The following is an 18,498-nucleotide window of genomic DNA, read 5'->3' as shown; positions in this document are numbered from 1 at the left end:
GCGTTTTGGGTCGGCACAGGGATGTGCCGTCCCAAAATTCCCGCCGGCGACACGGACCCCGGCCGCGCAGCGGCTGGGGCGCGAGGACCGGGGGGTGCTTTCTTTGGTTCCTTTCTTTGCACAAGCAAAGAAGCGCTTCTCAACAGCCGAAGGCTGGTCAAGGGACGCCCCGCGGCGAGCGCACCATCGGCAAGAACCGATAGCAACCCCCGCGTCAGCGCCCGGTAGCAATCGAACTCAAAAGCCAACGCACGGAAGCGGTGAAGTGGATTCCCGACTACTCGTCCACCTGCCGCCGCTCGGGACCAGGACGCTTCAACAGCTTGCGTTGCAGGGAGCGACGATGCATTCCCAACAACCGCGCCGCCGCCGATATGTTCCCATCGGTCTCCGCCAGCGCCTGCTGGATGTGTTCCCACTCCAGCCGATGCAGCGGCGTCATGGTCTCTTCCGGCTCCAGCGGCTCGCTCTTCTGCTCGATGCCCAGCGCCCGCAGGATCGTGGACAGGGTCGCCGGCTTGGGCAAGTAGTCGTCGGCGCCGCGCTTGATCGATTCCACCGCCGTGGCCACGCTCGCGTAGCCGGTCACCAGCAGGATCCGCATGTCCGGGCGCAGTGCGCGCAGGGGTTCGATCAGGGTCAGCCCGGAGGATTCGCCCAGCTTCAGGTCGACCAGGGCGAAATCCGGCGCCTGCTCGCGGGCCAGGCGCAGGGCGTCGCTGGCGTCCAGCGCGATGCGGGTGTCGATGCCGCGCCGGGCCAGGCTGCGCTGGAGGGTGCGGGCGTAAAGTTCGTCGTCGTCGATCAACAGGCCGTTCATGGAAAATCCTTGGCGCCACGCAGCGGCAGGCGGAACCTGACCCGCACGCCGCGCGGCGAGGCGGTCTGCAGGGTCAGCGAGCCGCCCAGACGTTCGACCGTCGCATGCGACAGGGCCAGGCCCACGCCCATGCCGTCAGGTTTGCTGCTGCGGAACAGGGTATCGGAATGGAAGCGCAGGGTGTCCTGGAAGCCGTCGCCCTCGTCGCGGACCTCGCCAATCAACTCGCCCGCTTCGCAGCGCAGGCGCAGTTCGACCCGGGTGGAGCCGGCCTGCTGGCTGGCGTCGGCGGCGTTGTTGAGCAGGGCCTGCAACAGGTGTCCGATGGAGGGATCCACCCGCAGCCGCGCCGGCAGTTCGCCTTCGCGCTGCAGTTCGATGGTCGGACGCACCAGTTGCCAGCGGTGGATGACCCGTTCCAGATCCACGCCGGTGTTGTGGCCCATTTCGGCCGAGGCGGCCAGCTCGCGCACGCGGTCGCGGCAGATGTCCACCAGTTCGCGCAGGGTGTCGGCGTCCTCGCGGATGGCGTCGTCGTCGCTCTGCTCGGCGATCTCCTCGCTCAGCAGCGTCATGGTCGCCAGCGGCGTGTTGAGTTCGTGGGCGACGGCGGCGGCATGGGTGGCCAGGGCGACGATGCCCTCGTTGCGGGCGAAGCGTTCGCGCAGCACCGCCAGTTCGCGCTCGCGCTGGCGCAGGGCGGCCACCAGCCGGGTGGAGAAGTACAGCACCACGCCCACCGACAGCAGGAAGTTCACCGCCATGCCCCACAGGTGCAGGTTGAAGGCATTGCCGTGGAACGCGGGCATCGGCCGGCCGAACACCGCCATCAGCGTATAGCCCACCAGCGAGGCGCCGGCGGTGGCGAGCACCCAGCGCAGCGGCAGCGCCAGCGCGGCCACCGCGATCAGCAGCAGGAACATCGGGCTGAACGGGTTGGTGATGCCGCCGCTCCAGCCCACCAGCCAGGCCAGCACCGCGACGTCGACCAGCATGTGCAGGAAGGCGACGCCGGCCGAGTCCGGCGCCAGCCGGTGACTGCGCCAGGTGGCGTAGAGGTTGAATGCGGCGAGCAGGCCGATGCCGCCCCACAGCGGCGCCGGCGGCAGCGGGATGTGCATCAGTTCGGTGGCGACCAGCACGGCCACGGCCTGGCCGACGATCGCGACCCAGCGCAGGTTGCACAGGGTGCGCAGGAAGCTGGGGGAGGAGATGGGCATGCGTACATGCTAGACGATGCCGCGAGACCGGCCGGGCGGCCGGGTTGCATGGCGGGTGAACGGAACCGGCGCCGGCCACCGCGGGCGGGCCGGTTTCCCGGTCTAAAATAGGCGCCATGCACGACGCCGTCAGCCGCCCCACGCCCCCCGCCAACGCCGCCGCCTGGCCCCGCCGCATCACCCATGCCGTCGACATCGGCGGGGTGAAGGTCGGTGGCGGACGGCCGGTGGTGGTGCAGTCGATGACCAACACCGACACCGCCGACATCGCCGCCAGCGTCCGCCAGGTCGCGGAACTGTGGCGGGCCGGCTCGGAGATGGTCCGGCTGACCGTGAACAATCCCGAATCCGCCGCCGCCATCCCGCGCATCCGCGAGAAGCTGGAGATGATGGGCATCGCGGTGCCGCTGATCGGCGATTTCCACTACAACGGCCATCAACTGCTGGCCGGCGAACCGGCCTGCGCCGAGGCGCTGGCCAAGTACCGCATCAATCCCGGCAACGTGGGCTTCGGCAAGAAGAAGGACACCCAGTTCGCCCAGTTGATCGAGTTCGCCATCCGGTACGGCAAGCCGGTGCGCATCGGCGCCAACTGGGGTTCGCTGGACCAGGCGCTGGCGGCGCAGCTGATGGACGAGAACCACCAGCGCGAACAGCCGTGGGACGCGGGCCGGGTGCTGCGCGAGGCGCTGATCCGTTCGGCGGTCGATTCGGCCGAGCGCGCGGTGGAACTGGGCCTGCCGCGCGATCGCATCGTGCTGTCGGCCAAGGTCAGCGGCGTGCAGGAACTGATCGCGGTCTATCGCGACATGTCGCTGCGTTCGGAGTTCGCGCTGCACCTGGGCCTGACCGAGGCCGGCATCGGCAGCAAGGGCATCGTCGCCTCGGCGGCGGCGCTGTCGGTGCTGCTGCAGGAAGGCATCGGCGACACCATCCGCATTTCGCTCACGCCCGAGCCGGGCCAGTCGCGCACCCAGGAAGTGATCGTCGCGCAGGAACTGCTGCAGACGACCGGCCAGCGGGCCTTCACCCCGATGGTCACCGCCTGCCCGGGCTGCGGCCGCACCACCTCCGAGTTCTTCCAGGAACTGGCCAAGGTGGTGCAGAACCACGTCCGCGGCCGGATGCCGGAATGGAAGATCAGCCATCCGGGCGCGGAGAACATGACCCTGGCGGTGATGGGCTGCGTGGTGAACGGTCCGGGCGAATCGCGCCACGCCAACATCGGCATTTCCCTGCCGGGCACCGGCGAGGCGCCGGCCGCGCCGGTGTTCATCGACGGCGAGAAGGCGGTGACCCTGCGCGGCGAGAACATCGCCCAGGAATTCATCGCGCTGATCGACGACTACGTCGAGCGCAAGTACACGCGTGGCGCCGTCTGAGGTCCTGGCCCAGGGGCTGAACGCCCTGCTTGGACTGTTGCGCGAGCGCGGCTGGCGGATACTGCTGCTGTTCGCCGGGGTGCTGGCGCCGCTGTGGCTGTTCGTGGAGCTGGCCGACGAGGTCCACGAACTGGAAAATTTCTTCTTCGACGATCCGCTGCTGTGGCGGATGCACGCGCTGGCCTCGCCGGCGCTGGACCGCTTCTTCGTCGGCGTGTCGGCGGCCGGTTACCAGTACGGGGTGATTCCGGTGGACATCGCCATCGTGCTGGCGCTGCTGGCCTGGCGGCGCTGGCGCGAGGCCCTGTTCGCGGCGTCGTCGTTCATCGGTTCGGCGCTGCTGAACCTGGCGACCAAGCAGTTCTTCCAGCGCGATCGCCCGTCGCTGTGGGATTCGGTCGCGCCGGAACATACCTTCAGTTTTCCCAGCGGCCACGCGATGGGCTCGATGACCCTGGCGATGGTGGTGTTCCTGCTGGCCTGGCGGACCCGCTGGCGCTGGCCGGCCGCGCTGGCGGCGCTGGTGTTCGTACTGCTGGTCGGGCTGTCGCGCGTCTACCTGGGCGTGCATTACCCGTCGGACATCCTTGGCGGCTGGGCCGCGGGCATGGCCTGGGTGGCCGGACTGTACGTGGTGCTGTACCGCAATGGCGGTCCCTGGAAGGCGCGCCTTCAGGCGAATTCGTAGAACTGGAAACACACGCCCGGCGGCACGATCAGGTGGAATTCGCGCCGGCCCCAGGATTTCATCTCGAGCGGCCCGACCTGGGCGGGCAGATCGCGGTATTCCGCGTACAGCGCGTCCAGACCGGCCACGCCGATGCTGAAGCTGGCGTTCTGCACCCACAGCGGCTCGGTGTTGCGGACCAGGTGGAAGCCGATGCCATCGCGTTCGATGCCGGCCATGTCGCCTTCCTGCCAAAGCGCGTGGAAGCCCATCTGGCCGACATAGAAATCCAGTGCTTCGGCCAACGAGGGGCCGGCGGGCACCATCGGCGTCACGCTCGCGAATCGGCTGGCCATCGGCGTTTCTCCTGCTCCCGACCCCAGCGTAGGAGAACCGCCGCCGCCGTCGCAAGCCCGCCGGATGCAAACGTAACGGATTGTTGCGACCCGCCCCGCTTGTGGTTGCCGGTCGATGGCGGGAGGATCGCCGTCATCGAAAATTCGGCGCGCCGGGCGCGCACGGGTGGAGCATGCAGGAACTGGTCGAACGGTATGGCGTGGGGCTGGTGTTCGTGAACGTGCTGGCGTTGTCGCTGGGCCTGCCTGTGCCGGCGATGCCCACCCTGATTCTGGTCGGGGCGGGCATCGCGTTGCATGCGGATCCCGCCTGGCCGGCGCTGCTTGGCGTGCTGGCGGTGTCGGTCGCGGCCAGCCTGCTGGGCGACACCGCCTGGTTCTACGCGGGGCGCCGCTTTGGCGGGCGCACCCTGCAGTCGCTGTGCCGGCTGTCGCTGTCGCGCGACAGTTGCATGAAGCAGACCGAGCGCGTCTACGGCCGCTTCGGCATCCGCGTGCTGGCGGTGGCCAAGTTCGTGCCGGGGCTGTCGATGGTGGCCGTGCCGCTGTCCGGCGCGATGCAGGCCGGCCTGCCGCGCTTCCTGCGCTATGACGGCCTCGGCGCGGCGCTGTGGGCGACGGTGGGACTCGCGCTGGGCGTGATCTTCGCCCGCCAGGTGGAAGGATTGCTGGTGGCGCTGTCGCAACTGGGCGTCGGCGCAGTGCTGCTGGTGCTGGCGGGGCTGGCGCTGTACGTGGGATATCGCTGGTGGCGCCGGCGCGCGCTGTTCCGGATGCTGGAATCCGCGCGCATCGATCCCCCCGCGCTGGACGCGCTGATGCAGGCGGGGATGGCGCCGGTGATTCTGGACATCCGCGCGCCGGGCTTCCGCGACCTCGATCCCTTCGTCATTCCCGGCGCGGTGTTTGCCGATGAGCGCCGGCTGGACGAATTGACCGCGACGCTTCCGCGCGAACGCAGGATCGTCATCTACTGCGCGTGCCCGGACGAAGTCTCCGCGGCCTGGCTGGCGCGGCAACTGCGCCTGCGTGGTTACGCCGACGTGCTGCCGCTGCGTGGCGGCATCGACGCCTGGCGGGAGGCCGGGTTGCCGGTCGAGGCCATCGGGGGGCCAGGCGAAGTCGCGGAAGAGTTGTTCGTCGCGGGACGCTGACGGGCATGCCGGAAGCCCGCGCAGCGGGCTCGACTCAGTATTCGATGCAGACGCGGTTGCGGCCTTCGCTCTTGGCCCGGTACAGGGCGGCGTCGGCGGCGGCCATCATCCGGCTGCAGGTATCGCGATGGGGCATGAGCGCGGCGATGCCGATGCTGACGGTGATCGACTGCGCGTCGCCGCCCGGCTTGAACACCGCATCGGCCACCGCCTGGCGCAGGCGCTCGGCGAAACCGAACGCGGCGTCGTCGTCGCATTCGGGCAGCAGCACCGCGAATTCCTCGCCGCCGATGCGGGCGGCGGCATCGTCGTTGCGGACGTGCCGGCGCAGGATGCCGGCGATCTGGCGCAGCACGTTGTCGCCGGAGATATGGCCGTAACGATCGTTGATGGGCTTGAACAGATCGACATCGATGATGCACATCGCCAGCGGCCGCTGGTGGCGCATGGCGCGGGCGATTTCGCGTTCGACCGCCTCGATGAAATGGCGGCGGTTGTAGAGATCGGTCAGCGCGTCATGGGTGGCGAGCTGGTAGATCTCCTCGTGGTAGTGCGCTTCCACGCTGGCATGGCTGATGAACTTGAGGATGCATTCGCCCAGGGTCAGGTGGTCGCCATCGGCCAGCACGGCCTCCTGGATCGGACGATCGTTGAGGCGGGTGGGATTGGTCGCGTCCAGATCGCGCACCCGGTACAGATCGCCGTCGCGCCAGATCTGGCAGTGCAGGCGCGACACGCTCCGGTGCGGGATATGCAGGTCGGCTTCGCGCGAGCGTCCGACCACCACCGCCTGCGCGTCGATGTCGGCGCGCCGGCCCAGGCCCTCGCCCTGGATCACCACCACGCAGGCCGAGCGCGAGCCCGACGGACGCGGTCCGTCGCTGAGGATCGTGCGCTGGGTGGTCTCGTGTTCGGGGGCCATGCATCCGGCCGCGGGGAGGGAGGGTGCCGAGTGTAGCGGTTCCGCGTCGCGGCTGCGTACGCTTCCGCTACCATGGCGGCACTCCAGGGGGATGCGCCATGAATCCAGTACCGCCATCGGCGGACCCGGAAGCCACCGAGCTTCTGGCGACGCGGTTGTCCGGGCAGATGCCCGCCGACGGCCAGGTGTTCCCGCCCGGCGCGCGGCTTGGCCGTTATCGGCTTGAAGCGCTGCTGGGACGCGGCGGCATGGGCGAGGTCTATCGCGCCGAGCAGCTGGAGCCGGTGCGCCGGGTCGTCGCGCTCAAGCTGTTGCGCGGCCATCGCGTGGAAGCGCGCCACCTGGCCTACTTCGAGATCGAGCGCCAGTTGCTGGCGCAGATGCGGCATCCGGCCATCGCCCAGATCTACGACGCCGGCGCCACCGACGACGGCGTGCCGTTCTTCGCCATGGAATACAGCGAGGGCCGGCCGGTCACCGCGTTCTGCCGGGAGGAGGGGCTGGATCTGCGCGAGCGGCTGGCACTGTTCATCCGCATCTGCGAAGGCGTCCAGCACGCCCACCACAAGGGCGTGATCCACCGGGATCTGAAGCCGGGCAACATCCTGGTCGATCGCATCGACGGGCGCGCCTCGCCCAAGATCATCGACTTCGGCATCGCCACCGCCACCTCGCGCGCACTGGCCGGCGTGCAGGAGCGGGCCGGCACGCCGGATTACATGAGCCCGGAACAGGCCGAAGGCGATCTCGCCACCCTCGACACGCGCAGCGACGTGTACTCGCTGGGCGTGCTGCTGCATGAGCTGTTGACCGGCAGCCGCCCCGGCGTGCGCGAGGGCGGCACCGCCGACGGCAGCCAGTTGCAATTGCCGTCCGAACAGTTGGCCACGCAGCGGGCGACGGAACCGATGCCCGGCCTGGCCGGAGGCGACCGGCGCCTGCGGCGCGCGCTGCGCGAGGAACTGGACTGGGTGGTGGCCAAGGCGATGTGCCGCGACCGCAACGGGCGCTACGCCTCGGTCGCCGAACTGGCCACGGATCTGCAACGGTTCCTGGACGGTGCGCCGCTGGCGGCGGTGCCGCCGACCCGGCGCTATCGCTGGTCGCGGTTCTTCGCGCGGCATCGCACCGCGCTGATCGCCGCGGCGGTGGTCGGACTCGCGTTGCTGGGGGGCCTGGCGGTGTCCATCTACGGATTGATGCAGGCACGCGAGCAGCGCGCCATCGCCGAACTGCGCAGCGTGGAGCTGGAGAAGATGGCGGGCTTCCAGCAATCGATGCTGGAAGACATCGACATCGAGGCCATGGGCAGCGGTCTGGCCAGCGGTTTGCGCGGACAGGTCGCCGAGGGCGATCCGGCCAGCCGCGCCGCGCTGGAACCCTTGCTGGCGCAGGTGAACACCGCGGATCTGGCGCGCGGCATGATCGATCGCGAACTGCTGGCCAATGCCGAAGCCGCCATCGACCGCGACTTTGCCGGCCAGCCCGCGCTGGCGGCCAACCTGCGCGAGTCGGTCGCGCGCGTGTACGCGGCGCTGGGCATGAGTCCGCAGGCCGCGCGTGAGTTCGGCAAGGTCGCCGATTTCCGTGCGCGCCAGTCCGGCGAGGCCGCGCCGGCTGCGCTCGCGGCGCGGTTGGCGCAGGCCGAGGCCCTGCTGGGCGCCGCCGACGTGGACGCGGCGGCCGCGATAGTCGAGCGCGTGCGGCCGCTGGCGCAGTCGCTGCCCCTGAACGATCCGACCCGCGCGGGCCTGGAGATCGCCCAGGCGAACGTGCTGTCGGCGCGCGGCGAGCGCGAGCGCGCCAAGACCCTGCTGCAATCGCTGTACGAGCGGTTGGCGAAGCAGGCGGGCGACCGCGATCCGGCGGCGATGGATGCGCTGAACGCGCTGGCGGACATGCAGCGCGCGGTCGGCGAGATGGCCGAGGCGCGCGCCAACATGGAGAAACTGCTGCCGTTGCGGGTGGCGGTGCAGGGCGCCGAGCACAAGGACACCCTGGCGGCGACCAGCAACCTGGCGGTGATGCGCATGCTCACCGGTGAAAAGGAAGGCGCGGTCAAGCTGCAACGGGAACTGGTGGCCACCCAGATCCGCCGGCTCGGCAACGACCATCCGCTGACCCTGCACGCGCGCGGCACGCTGGCGAGCATGCTGGCCGACTCCAACGCCGCCGAGGAAGCCCTGCCGATGATGAAGGCGGTGCTGGCCGGACGCGAACGCGTGCTCGGACCGCTGCATCCGCAGACCATCCGTGCGCGCCTGAACCTAGCGACCACCTACGCGCGCCTGGACGATTACGCCGCCGCGCTGCCGATCGAGCAGCAGGTGCTGGAACAGCGCACCCGCCTGCTCGGCGCCAACCATCCGGACACGCTGTCGATCCTGATCAACCATGCCGGCACGCTGCTGCGCGACGGGCATCCGCAGCAGAGCCTGGCGCTGCTGCGCGACGGCCTGCCGCTGGCGCGCGACGTGCTGGGCCTCAAGCATCCGCAGACCCAGCGGGCCTTGCTGATCCGGGGCGACGCCGCGCGTACCCTGGGGGATGCGGCTTTGGCGCTGGCGTCCTATCGCGAGGTGGTCGAGGCGCGCAGCCGCCTGCTGGGCGAACAGCACCCGGAGACCCTGCATGCGATCTGGACGCTGGCAACGGCCGAAGCGGGCTTTGGCCATCAAGCGCAGGCACAGGCCCTGCGCCGCAAATACCTGGAGCCGCTGCTGGCGGCCAGGCCCGAGACCCTGAGCGAACCCCTGGCCGCGCTGGCCGACGCCATTCGCGAGGGACGGCCGCCGACCGGGTTCAAGTAGGGATTCAAGTCGAGCGGATTCGATGCGGGCCGGCGCCATCGCGGCGGCTCGCGTGGAAGCGCCGGCGCAGGGCCGGGCGCAGGCGAAGCGGCCTATTCGCCCGGCTTGGCGGCCGAGGTGGCCGCTTCGGAGGCGGCCCTGCGCGACAGCACCGCCTCGCGATGGGCGATGTAGGCGTTGGCGCCGAAGATGATCGCCGCGCCCAGCAGGGTCCAGCGATCCAGGCGCTCGTCGAACAGCACCCAGCCGAACAACGCCACCACCGGCAACTGCATGAAGCTGATCGGCGTCAGCGCGGACACCTCGCCCAGTTTCAACGCGCGGGTCCACAGCATGTGCCCGCCGGTGCCCATCACGCCGGCGGCGATCACCCACAGCCAGGTGATGCCCTGCGGCCATTCCCACACGCTCAATGCGGGCACCAGCGACATCGGCACCCACAGCAGGGTGGTGTAGAGGACGATGCGGTCGGCCGGTTCGGTCTGCGACAGCTGCTTGATCTGGATCGCCACCAGCGCGCTCATCACCGCCGCCAGCACGGCGATCATGGCATCCATGCTGAACTCCGCGGTGCCGGGACGGACGATGATCAGCACGCCCAGGAAGCCCAGCACCACCGCGGTCCAGCGGCGCGCGCGCACCTTTTCGTTGAGCATCGCGGCCGCGGCCAGGGTGACGAACAACGGGGTGGAGTAGGACAGCGATACCGCCTGCGCCAGCGGCAGGTGGCCGATGGCCCAGAAGCCGGCCAGCATCGAGCAGATGCCGATCACGCAGCGGAACAGGTAACGCGGGAAATGCTGGGTCCTCAGCAGGCCAGGGCCGTGCTTGATCAGCAGCGGCAGCGCCGCCAGCAGGCCGAAGAAGTTGCGGAAGAACGCGATCTCGAAGGTATGCAGGCTGGCCGAGGCCAGGCGGATGGCGACCACCATCATCGCGAAGAACATCGTGCTGGCCAGCATCAGCGCGGCGGCGCGGAAGTGGACGGGAATGGCGGGCATCAGGATTCCACGAGCAGCGGGCATGGCGGCGCGGCCGCCGGGATGCCAGGAAGAAAACGAAGGTCATGCACCGGCGCGGCGGGGCCCGCGCGCCAGGGCGGACGGCGCTCCTCCCGCCCTCCGGCCCGCGCGCGCCGGACAGGCGAGTGGGGAGGAAGCGGGAGGGAGGCACGCGGGGACATGGCTACCAGCGCGCGCCGATGATGCGGGGTTCGGGTTCGATGGCGACGCCGAAGCGGTCCTGCACCGATTCGGCGATCCGGCGGGCCAGCGCCAGCAACTGCATGCCGCTGGCGTTACCGTGATTGACCAGGACCAGCGCGTGCGAGGCGGCCACGCCGGCATCGCCGTCGCGATGGCCCTTCCAGCCGCAGGCCTCGATCATCCAGGCGGCGGAGATCTTGCGAGTGTCCGCCGCGTCGCCGCGGAACACCGGCAGGCCCGGATGCGTGGCCTGCAGGGATTCGGCCAGCGCGGCCGGCACGATTGGATTCTTGAAGAAACTGCCGGCGTTGCCGATCACCGCCGGGTCAGGCAGCTTGCGGCGGCGGATGGCGATCACCGCCTCGGCGACGTCGCGCGCGTCCGGTCGGTCGATGCCCATCGCCGCCAGTTCCTCGCCGATGCCGGCGTAGTCCAGGCGCGGCGCGGGCGTGCGCAGCAGATCCAGTTCCACCGCGGTGACGATGTAGCGATCCGGCGCGTGCTTGAACACGCTGTCGCGGTAGCCGAACTTGCAGGCCGCGCGATCCAGCCGGCGGAGCACGCCTTCATCGCGATCCCAGGCCTCCACCGCGTGCACGAACTCGCCGACCTCCACGCCGTAGGCGCCGATGTTCTGGATCGGCGCCGCGCCGGCGGTGCCGGGAATCAGCGCCAGGTTTTCCAGTCCGCACAGACCCTGCTGCAGCGACCACATCACCAGCGCATGCCAGGGCATGCCGGCCTCGGCGCGCACGCGCGCATGGGTGGCGTCCTGCGCCAGCACCCGCGTGGTGGCATCGGTCAGCGCCAGCACCGGACCTTCGGCGTCACCGGCGAACAGCAGGTTGCTGCCGCCGCCCAGGACCAGCGGCGAGGTGCCGGCCAGTTCCGGCCGCGCCAGCAGTTCCGGCAGCGCGGCGGCCACATCGAGTTCCAGCAGCCAGGGCGCGCGCGCCTCCACCCCGAAGGTGTTGCGGTTGCGCAGCGAGGCGTCGCGGGTCAACCGGTAGGGAGGGCTCATTCCGGCGCCACCGCGCCACGGCTGGGCGCCTCGCGGCGGCGGCGGATGGCGTCGACGCATTCGCCGATCAGTTCGGGCCCGCGATACACCAGCCCCGAATAGATCTGCACCAGCGACGCGCCCGCGGCCATCTTGGCCACCGCGTCGGCGCCGGACAGGATGCCGCCCACGCCGATCAGCGGAATCCGGTCGGGCAGGCGCGTGCGCAGGCGGCGCAGCACCAGGGTCGACTGGCCCATCAGCGGTGCGCCGGACAGGCCGCCGGTTTCGTGCGCGAGCGGATCGTCCTGCACGCTGATGCGCGAGACCGTGGTGTTGGTGGCGATGACCCCGTCCACGCCCAGGTCCCCCAGCACGCGGGCGACCGCGTCGATGTCGTCGTCGGACAGATCCGGCGCCAGCTTGACCAGCATCGGCACCCGCCTGCCGTGCTGCGCGGCCAGATCCTCCTGCGCCTCGCGCAGGGTGCCGATGAGCTGGCGCAGCGCCTGTTCCTCCTGCAGTTCGCGCAGGCCGGCGGTGTTGGGCGAGGAGATGTTGACGGTGATGTAGTCGGCCAGCGGATAGACGCGCTCCAGGCAGAACAGGTAGTCCGAGGCGGCCCGTTCGTTGGAGGTGTCCTTGTTCTTGCCGATGTTGATGCCGAGCACGCCTTTGCGGCGGCGCAGCCGCTCGATGTTCCGCACCAGCACGTCGACGCCTTCGTTGTTGAAGCCCAGCCGGTTGATCACCGCCTGGTGGTCCGGCAGCCGGAACATGCGCGGCCGGGGATTGCCCGGTTGCGGGCGCGGGGTGACCGTGCCCACCTCGACGAAGCCGAAGCCCAGGCCGAACAGCGCCTCGACATGGGCGCCGTTCTTGTCCAGGCCCGCGGCCAGGCCGACCGGGTTGGGGAAGGTCAGGCCCAGCAGCTTGGTCGGCAGCGGCTGCGGCGGGCGCGCCAGCAAGGGGATCGTGCCGGTCCGGTAGGCGGTCTCGATGGCCTTGAGTCCCAGGCCATGGGCGCGCTCGGCATCGAAACCGAACAGGAAGGGGCGAGCGAGTTTGTACATCAGTGCAGGGTGCCGACGAACGCGCGGGTCAGGTAGTCGAAGCGGATCATGCCCTGTTCGGCGTGTTTATCGAATACCCGGCGCAGTTCGGCCAGCATCGGCGGGTGCCGGGGATCGTCGGCTGGCGGGGTGGAGGAAGAGGAACGCAGGCGGCCGTAGAGCGCGTCGAAGTCCAGCGGCTGGGCGTGCGCGAACCGCGCCATGGCGCGGAACCCGGAGCCGAACCAGGCCCGCATGGCGTCGTCGTCCGGATGGCGCTCGGCGACCCGCGCGTAGTCCTCGGCATGGGCGTGCAGCAAGGCTTCGTAGTCTTGCAGGAAGGGAGAAGCGGCGGCCACGCGGCTGTTCCAGAACACGCAGGCCAGCCCGCCGGGGCGCAGGAGGCGGGCCCATTCCCGCCGGGTCGCGACGGGCTCGAACCAATGGAAGGCCTGGGCGCTGGCCACCAGATCGACGCTGGCATCCGCCAGCCCGGTGGTTTCGGCGCTGCCGTCGAACACCTGCAATCGCGGGCCGGATTCACCGGCCAGTCCGGCCACCAGCGCTTCGCGCATGGCGGCGTTGGGTTCCACCGCCAACACGGGATGGCCGTGTCGCAGCCAAGCCCGGGTGGATATGCCGGTGCCGGCGCCGATGTCGGCGACGATCGCGCCGGGCGGCACGCCCTGTTCGTGGTGCAACCAGTCGAACAGGGCGTCGGGATAGCCGGGCCGGTAGCGGACGTAGTCCGCCACCCGGTTGCTGAAACGCCGCGCGCTGTCGCCGGCGTCCGTCACCGTGCCGGGCTCACTGGCTCATCGCGCCCAGCCAGACCAGCCCGCCGAAGAACAGCAGGAACACCACGATGCCGATGATCCACAGGGCCGCCGACACCCAGCCCAGGATCAGGCCGGCCACGGCGAAGCCGTCGCCCTCCAGGCGCTGCGGTTCGCGGCGGATTTCGGCGCGGGCCATGTGGCCGGTGATGATCGCGCCAAGGCTGCCCAGGAAGGGCAGCAGGGTCCAGCCGAGGATGCCGGCAATCAGGCTGACGATGGCCAGGGTGCTGGTCTGGCGGGCGGGTACGTTCATTGGCGTCCTTTTCGTTTACGGGGCTTAGAGGTCGAACTTTATACCCTGCGCCAGCGGCAGCGAGTCGGAGTAGTTGATGGTGTTGGTCTGCCGGCGCATGTAGACCTTCCAGGCGTCCGAACCGGATTCGCGGCCACCGCCGGTTTCCTTCTCGCCGCCGAACGCGCCGCCGATCTCCGCGCCGCTGGTGCCGATGTTGACGTTGGCGATGCCGCAATCCGAACCGGCCGCCGACAGGAACTGCTCGGCCGTCTTGAGGTTCTGGGTGAAGATCGACGAGGACAGGCCCTGCGGCACGCCGTTCTGCATGTCGATGGCCTCGTCCAGGGTCTTGTACTTCATCACGTACAGGATCGGCGCGAAGGTCTCGTGCTGGACCACCTCGTCGCTGTTCTTCAGGCCGGTGACGATGGTCGGCAGGACGAAGTTGCCGGGGCGATCGATCGCCGTGCCGCCGGTCTCGACCTTGCCGCCGCTGGCCTTGGCCTTCTCGATGGAAGCGAGGAACTGCTGCACCGCGCCCTGGCTGTTGAGCGGGCCCATCAGGTTGGCCGGATCGGTGGGATCGCCGATCTTGCCCTCGACCTGCTTGTACGCCTTGACCAGGGTGGACAGCACGGTGTCGTAGATGGATTCGTGCACGATCAGGCGGCGGGTGGTGGTGCAGCGCTGGCCGGCGGTGCCGACCGCGCCGAACACGATGCCCGGGATCGCCAGCTTCAGGTCGGCGGTTTCATCCAGGATGATCGCGTTGTTGCCGCCCAGCTCCAGCAGGCTGCGGCCCATGCGGCGGGCGACGCGCTCGCCGACGGTGCGGCCGACCTGGGTGGAGCCGGTGAAGCTGATCAGCGGAATGCGCTTGTCGTCGACGAACTGCTGGGCCAGATCGATGCCGGCGTCGTTGATCAGGAAGAAGATGTCCGGGAAGCCGGCGGCCTTCAGCGCGTCGTTGCAGATCTTCATCGACGCGATCGCGGTCAGCGGGGTCTTGTTGGACGGCTTCCAGATGCAGACGTCGCCGCAGATGGCGGCCAGGAAGGAGTTCCACGACCACACCGCGACCGGGAAGTTGAACGCGCTGATGATGCCGACCAGGCCCAGCGGGTGGTACTGCTCGTACATCCGGTGGCCCGGACGCTCGGAATGCATGGTGTAGCCGTACAGCATGCGGCTCTGGCCGACCGCGAAATCGGCGATGTCGATCATCTCCTGCACCTCGCCGTCGCCCTCGGGCTTGCTCTTGCCCATTTCCAGCGCGACCAGCGAACCCAGCGCATCCTTGTGCCTGCGCAGCGCCTCGCCGCACAGGCGCACGGCTTCGCCACGGCGCGGGGCCGGGGTGGTGCGCCAGACCTTGAAGGCTTCCTGCGCGCGCGCGACCACGAGTTCGTAGTCGGCCTGGCTGCTGGCATGGACCTCGGCAATCACCTCGTTGGTGGTCGGATTGATCGACTGCAACAGGCCGGCGTCGGTGGTCTTCGACCATTCGCCACGGCCCAGGTAGGTGCCGGAATTGGTCTGGCCAAGGCCGAGTGCCTTGAGGATGTCTGCGGACATGCGGTGCTCCAGGAAATATGCAGGAAAGGCGCGGCGCGACCTGCGCCGGCGGAACGCCGATTTTAGCAGAGCGATTCCGTCGGCCCGCCTGGATCCGGGGCTTCCGTGGATGTGCTGAGCCGCCTGTTCGATTCGCCGAGAACGCGACGGTGGCGCGGTCGGCATTTCGTCGATTCGCCGATCGACGTGATGGCGGATGGGTGGGCGGCGCGGGGAAGTGAAAGGGCCGATGGCTATCGGCAGGGCCCAGGCATGGCGACGAGCCTTTGCCCCGAAATGGAGCGGAGGCCGGGCGAGGGGCGGGCGCCCAGGAAATGGCGGCCCCGGCGCGATTCGAACGCACGACCTTCCCCTTAGGAGGGGGACGCTCTATCCAGCTGAGCTACGGGGCCATCGCCGGCATTCTCGCATGAACAGGGTGAAGGGGCGACCGCAGCGGCGGCTCCCGGCTCGCGCGCGGGAGGCCAGCCCTCGGCGCGCGCGGGCATTTCCAGAACGCGCCTCTGGTTCGTCTCGGTAGCTGACGCGTCTGGAAACCCATGCGCCGGATCGGATGCGGAGCGTCCACGACGGTCCGGAAGGCGAAACGGGAGCATGCGGAATTCGGCGCGCGTCAGGCCGCAGGTCGGATGATCCTGATTCATCGGATGGCGGAAAAAGTTTCTCGCTAAATCCCGCTGAAAAGCGCGGATTGATTCGTCATGTCCGGCATCCGTGACGGCATCCGGAGGCAGTCCGGAATTGTGCCGAATTCCGTATCCATTTCCCGCATCGCCGACTAGATGGCGAGCGCGCGCGGAAAAGAAGATGGATCCCGGTGCGGCGCGCACAGGCGCCCAACACAACGCACCACGACGCGCTTCCTTCCGTCCCCCTCCTCGCCGGTGGGCATGCGTCGGCACCGCTTCATTCCATTCGCTTTTCCAGGAGAGAGTCGCCGTGGTATCTGCCAGCCATCTGTCATCAGGAACATGTCGCCAGGGACCGGCGCTGACCCGTCTCGCCATCGCGCTGGCGATTGCCGTCGCGCCGCTGCCGGTCTGGGCGCAGGCGGCGGACGCCGCGGCCGATCCCTCCGCCCAGGCCACGGACGAGGAGGCGGTCGACCTGGGCTCGGTCACCGTCACCGCGCGCAAGCGCGACGAGCGCAGCCTGGACGTGCCGATCGCGGTGACCGCGATCACTGGCGAACAACTGGACGCCATGGGCATCGACAACGTCGGCGACGCGATCTCCTTCTCGCCCGGCGCCGCCGCCTACGATGCCGGCGGCGCGTTCACCTACATCCAGATCCGCGGCGCGTCCGCGCGCCAGGGCAGCAACGAGAACGGCTACTACCTGGACGAAGTGCCTTTCAATGGCGTGACGGTGCCCTGGTATCCGGAAACGCGCTCCTTCGACATCGAGCGCATCGAAATCCTCAAGGGACCGCAGGGCACCCTGTTCGGCGAAGGCTCCATGGGCGGCACCGTGCGGGTGATCACCCGCAAGCCCGAGTTCAATGCGTTCCGCGCCGGCGTGGAAACCTCCTTCAGCGATACCGAAGGCGGCACCGACGGCTGGGGCATCAAGGCGATGGTCAACGTGCCGCTGGTGGAGGACACGCTGGCCATGCGTTTCGGCGTCACCGACGAATCGCTGTCGGGCTGGCTGAAGAACCGCCAGACCGGCGAGGAGAACATCAACGAGCAGCGCATCAGGACCGGCCGCGCCAAGCTGCGCTTCGCGCCGAACGAGCGCTTCAACCTCGATCTGTCCTACTGGAAATTCAAGGCGCATTCGCCGGGCGGCTTCGAGGCGGCCTACGACGACATGACCGTGGATTCCTACTACGACGTGCGCAACGAATGGGATTCTGGCAGCCTGACCGCCAGCTACGCCTTCGATGGCTCGCAGTTGCTGTACGTGTTCTCCGACGGCAGCCTGTGGCGCGGCCTGAGCGGCATGATCAACGCGACGATGGCCTACGCCGGCACGGTCGATATCGGCGTGCGCACCCACGAACTGCGCTGGTCCTCCACCGGCGACCGCGCGGTGGACTGGACGATGGGCTACTACCTGCGCAAGGCGATCCGGCGGGATTCGTCCGCGATGACCGGGCTGTCGCCGACCCGTTCCTCGCAGACCAACGATTCGTTCTCGCTGTTCGGCGAAGCGACCTGGCACATCAACGAAAAGTGGGCGGCGACCGCCGGCGTCCGCTACTTCGAGGACAAGGTCGACTCGATGGATGTCAGCGAGACCACCCGCAACACCCTGCAGAAGACTTTCACCAACACCAGCCCGCGTTTCAGCCTGTCCTATGCGCTCGACGAGAACTCGACGCTCTACGCGAGCGCGGCCAGCGGTTATCGTTCCGGCCAGTTGCAGCCGATCACCTCGATCGAGCTGGCGGAGCGGGACGGCATCGATCTGCCCATCGGCACCAAGCCGGACGCGATCTGGAGCTACGAACTGGGCTACAAGGCGGTGTTCGACGAAGGCCGCCTGTTGCTGGAGACCGCGCTGTTCTACAGCGACTGGAAGGACGTGCCGGTCTACATGTCGCTGGCCGACGGCCTGTACAGCGGCATCCTCAACTCGGCCGGCTCCACCCAGAAGGGCGTGGAACTGGGGATCACCTGGATGCCGAACAAGTCCTGGGCGTTCAACTTCGGCGGCAGCGTGATCGACGCGGTCTACAAGGAGGATCTGGAAGGCACCCAGTTCCACAAGGGCACGCCGGTGTTCAACGTGCCCCGGACCACACTCAGCGGCGGCGTGGCCTACAACTGGCCGGTCGGCGATTCGCTCAAGGGCATCGCCCGCAGCGACGTGATGTACCACTCGCGGCGCGAAACCTCGGCCACCGCGGGTACCGAAGGCGGTGACGCGATCACCCGGCTGGCCGCGCGGGTAGGCCTGGAATCGCCCAGCGGTTGGGCGGCCTACCTGTTCGGCGAAAACCTCACCGACGAGGATGGCGCCACGGATGCCCGCAGCGCGAGGGGCGCGGCGACCCGCCTGCGGCCACGCACCTTCGGCGTCGAGTTCCGCTACAACTACTGAGCAGACCACCCCTCCCGGTTCCCGCCGGGAGGGGACGGGCAGGGCCGGACGATGCCATTGATGCAACGCAGCACTTGACAGCCCGCCCGCTCTTCGTGTCCCCTACGGACATGCGCCCGAACGCCCCGTCCATCCTCGATTCCGCTCGACCGGCCCCGTTGCCGGCGCCGGCTTTCGGCTGGGACGGCACCGCGTCGAGCGCCACCACTACCA

At 69.1% G+C, this 18,498-nt stretch carries 15 protein-coding genes and 1 tRNA gene; 5 read left to right on the top strand and 11 right to left on the bottom strand.

Going from position 1 to position 18,498, the window contains the following annotated elements; translation table 11 throughout:
• Nucleotides 1-277: 277 nt before the first annotated feature.
• Nucleotides 278-820 (bottom strand): response regulator transcription factor, encoded by a 543-nt coding sequence (locus ACTHN1_RS02760; protein WP_440469438.1) that lies wholly within the window; start codon nt 818-820, stop codon nt 278-280.
• Nucleotides 817-2,040 carry an ATP-binding protein gene (locus ACTHN1_RS02755; RefSeq protein ID WP_440469437.1) on the bottom strand — a complete coding sequence of 408 codons (1,224 nt, stop codon included), beginning with the start codon at nt 2,038-2,040 and terminating at the stop codon, nt 817-819. The genes ACTHN1_RS02760 and ACTHN1_RS02755 overlap by 4 nt, the downstream gene beginning before the upstream one ends.
• Before the next feature lie 116 nt (nt 2,041-2,156).
• Here ACTHN1_RS02755 and ispG point away from each other — a divergent pair, with 116 nt between their 5' ends.
• Nucleotides 2,157-3,422 (top strand): flavodoxin-dependent (E)-4-hydroxy-3-methylbut-2-enyl-diphosphate synthase, encoded by a 1,266-nt coding sequence (ispG, locus tag ACTHN1_RS02750; protein WP_440469436.1) that lies wholly within the window; start codon nt 2,157-2,159, stop codon nt 3,420-3,422.
• A 4-nt stretch (nt 3,423-3,426) separates the two neighbouring features.
• Nucleotides 3,427-4,110, top strand: a complete 684-nt coding sequence (locus ACTHN1_RS02745) for a phosphatase PAP2 family protein (protein ID WP_440469444.1) — start codon at nt 3,427-3,429, stop codon at nt 4,108-4,110.
• Here the strand turns inward: ACTHN1_RS02745 and ACTHN1_RS02740 are convergent.
• The gene (locus tag ACTHN1_RS02740; RefSeq protein ID WP_440469435.1) at nt 4,095-4,445 is read right to left on the bottom strand and encodes a hypothetical protein; all 351 of its coding nucleotides are present in this window, start codon (nt 4,443-4,445) and stop codon (nt 4,095-4,097) included. The genes ACTHN1_RS02745 and ACTHN1_RS02740 overlap by 16 nt on opposite strands.
• A gap of 173 nt (nt 4,446-4,618) precedes the next feature.
• On the opposite strand from ACTHN1_RS02740, the gene ACTHN1_RS02735 reads away from it, so the two are divergent.
• Nucleotides 4,619-5,599, top strand: a complete 981-nt coding sequence (locus ACTHN1_RS02735) for a DedA family protein/thiosulfate sulfurtransferase GlpE (protein ID WP_440469434.1) — start codon at nt 4,619-4,621, stop codon at nt 5,597-5,599.
• A gap of 34 nt (nt 5,600-5,633) precedes the next feature.
• On the opposite strand, the gene ACTHN1_RS02730 is transcribed toward ACTHN1_RS02735, so the two are convergent.
• Nucleotides 5,634-6,521 carry a GGDEF domain-containing protein gene (locus ACTHN1_RS02730; RefSeq protein ID WP_440469433.1) on the bottom strand — a complete coding sequence of 296 codons (888 nt, stop codon included), beginning with the start codon at nt 6,519-6,521 and terminating at the stop codon, nt 5,634-5,636.
• A gap of 98 nt (nt 6,522-6,619) precedes the next feature.
• Here ACTHN1_RS02730 and ACTHN1_RS02725 point away from each other — a divergent pair, with 98 nt between their 5' ends.
• Nucleotides 6,620-9,331, top strand: coding sequence for a protein kinase domain-containing protein (locus tag ACTHN1_RS02725; RefSeq protein ID WP_440469432.1), 2,712 nt, complete (start codon nt 6,620-6,622; stop codon nt 9,329-9,331).
• Nucleotides 9,332-9,423: 92 nt separating this feature from the next.
• On the opposite strand, the gene ACTHN1_RS02720 is transcribed toward ACTHN1_RS02725, so the two are convergent.
• The 7 genes from ACTHN1_RS02720 to ACTHN1_RS02690 all read right to left on the bottom strand — a co-directional run bounded on the left by ACTHN1_RS02720 (nt 9,424) and on the right by ACTHN1_RS02690 (nt 15,629).
• Entirely contained in the window at nt 9,424-10,332 is a 909-nt protein-coding gene (locus ACTHN1_RS02720) for a DMT family transporter (protein WP_440469431.1), read from the bottom strand.
• A 184-nt stretch (nt 10,333-10,516) separates the two neighbouring features.
• Nucleotides 10,517-11,557, bottom strand: a complete 1,041-nt coding sequence (gene murB, locus ACTHN1_RS02715; protein WP_440469430.1) for a UDP-N-acetylmuramate dehydrogenase — start codon at nt 11,555-11,557, stop codon at nt 10,517-10,519.
• On the bottom strand, nt 11,554-12,609 hold the full coding sequence (locus tag ACTHN1_RS02710) for a quinone-dependent dihydroorotate dehydrogenase (RefSeq protein ID WP_440469429.1): 1,056 nt from the start codon (nt 12,607-12,609) through the stop codon (nt 11,554-11,556). The genes murB and ACTHN1_RS02710 overlap by 4 nt, the downstream gene beginning before the upstream one ends.
• Nucleotides 12,609-13,385 (bottom strand): class I SAM-dependent methyltransferase, encoded by a 777-nt coding sequence (locus tag ACTHN1_RS02705; RefSeq protein ID WP_440469428.1) that lies wholly within the window; start codon nt 13,383-13,385, stop codon nt 12,609-12,611. The genes ACTHN1_RS02710 and ACTHN1_RS02705 overlap by 1 nt, the downstream gene beginning before the upstream one ends.
• A 10-nt stretch (nt 13,386-13,395) precedes the next feature.
• Entirely contained in the window at nt 13,396-13,680 is a 285-nt protein-coding gene (locus ACTHN1_RS02700) for a DUF4190 domain-containing protein (RefSeq protein WP_440469427.1), read from the bottom strand.
• A gap of 24 nt (nt 13,681-13,704) precedes the next feature.
• Nucleotides 13,705-15,237, bottom strand: coding sequence for an L-piperidine-6-carboxylate dehydrogenase (gene amaB / locus ACTHN1_RS02695; RefSeq protein ID WP_440469426.1), 1,533 nt, complete (start codon nt 15,235-15,237; stop codon nt 13,705-13,707).
• Between the two features lie 315 nt (nt 15,238-15,552).
• Nucleotides 15,553-15,629, bottom strand: a tRNA-Arg gene (locus tag ACTHN1_RS02690).
• A gap of 547 nt (nt 15,630-16,176) precedes the next feature.
• Here ACTHN1_RS02690 and ACTHN1_RS02685 point away from each other — a divergent pair.
• Nucleotides 16,177-18,285 carry a TonB-dependent receptor gene (locus ACTHN1_RS02685; protein WP_440469425.1) on the top strand — a complete coding sequence of 703 codons (2,109 nt, stop codon included), beginning with the start codon at nt 16,177-16,179 and terminating at the stop codon, nt 18,283-18,285.
• The last annotated feature ends 213 nt before the right edge of the window (nt 18,286-18,498 follow it).

Origin of the sequence: Pseudoxanthomonas sp. (assembly GCF_051953815.1) — a bacterium.
Classification (GTDB): Bacteria; Pseudomonadota; Gammaproteobacteria; order Xanthomonadales; family Xanthomonadaceae; genus Pseudoxanthomonas_A.
The sequence above is the reverse complement of the archived record's forward strand: the minus strand, read 5'-3'. Positions and strand labels throughout refer to the sequence as shown.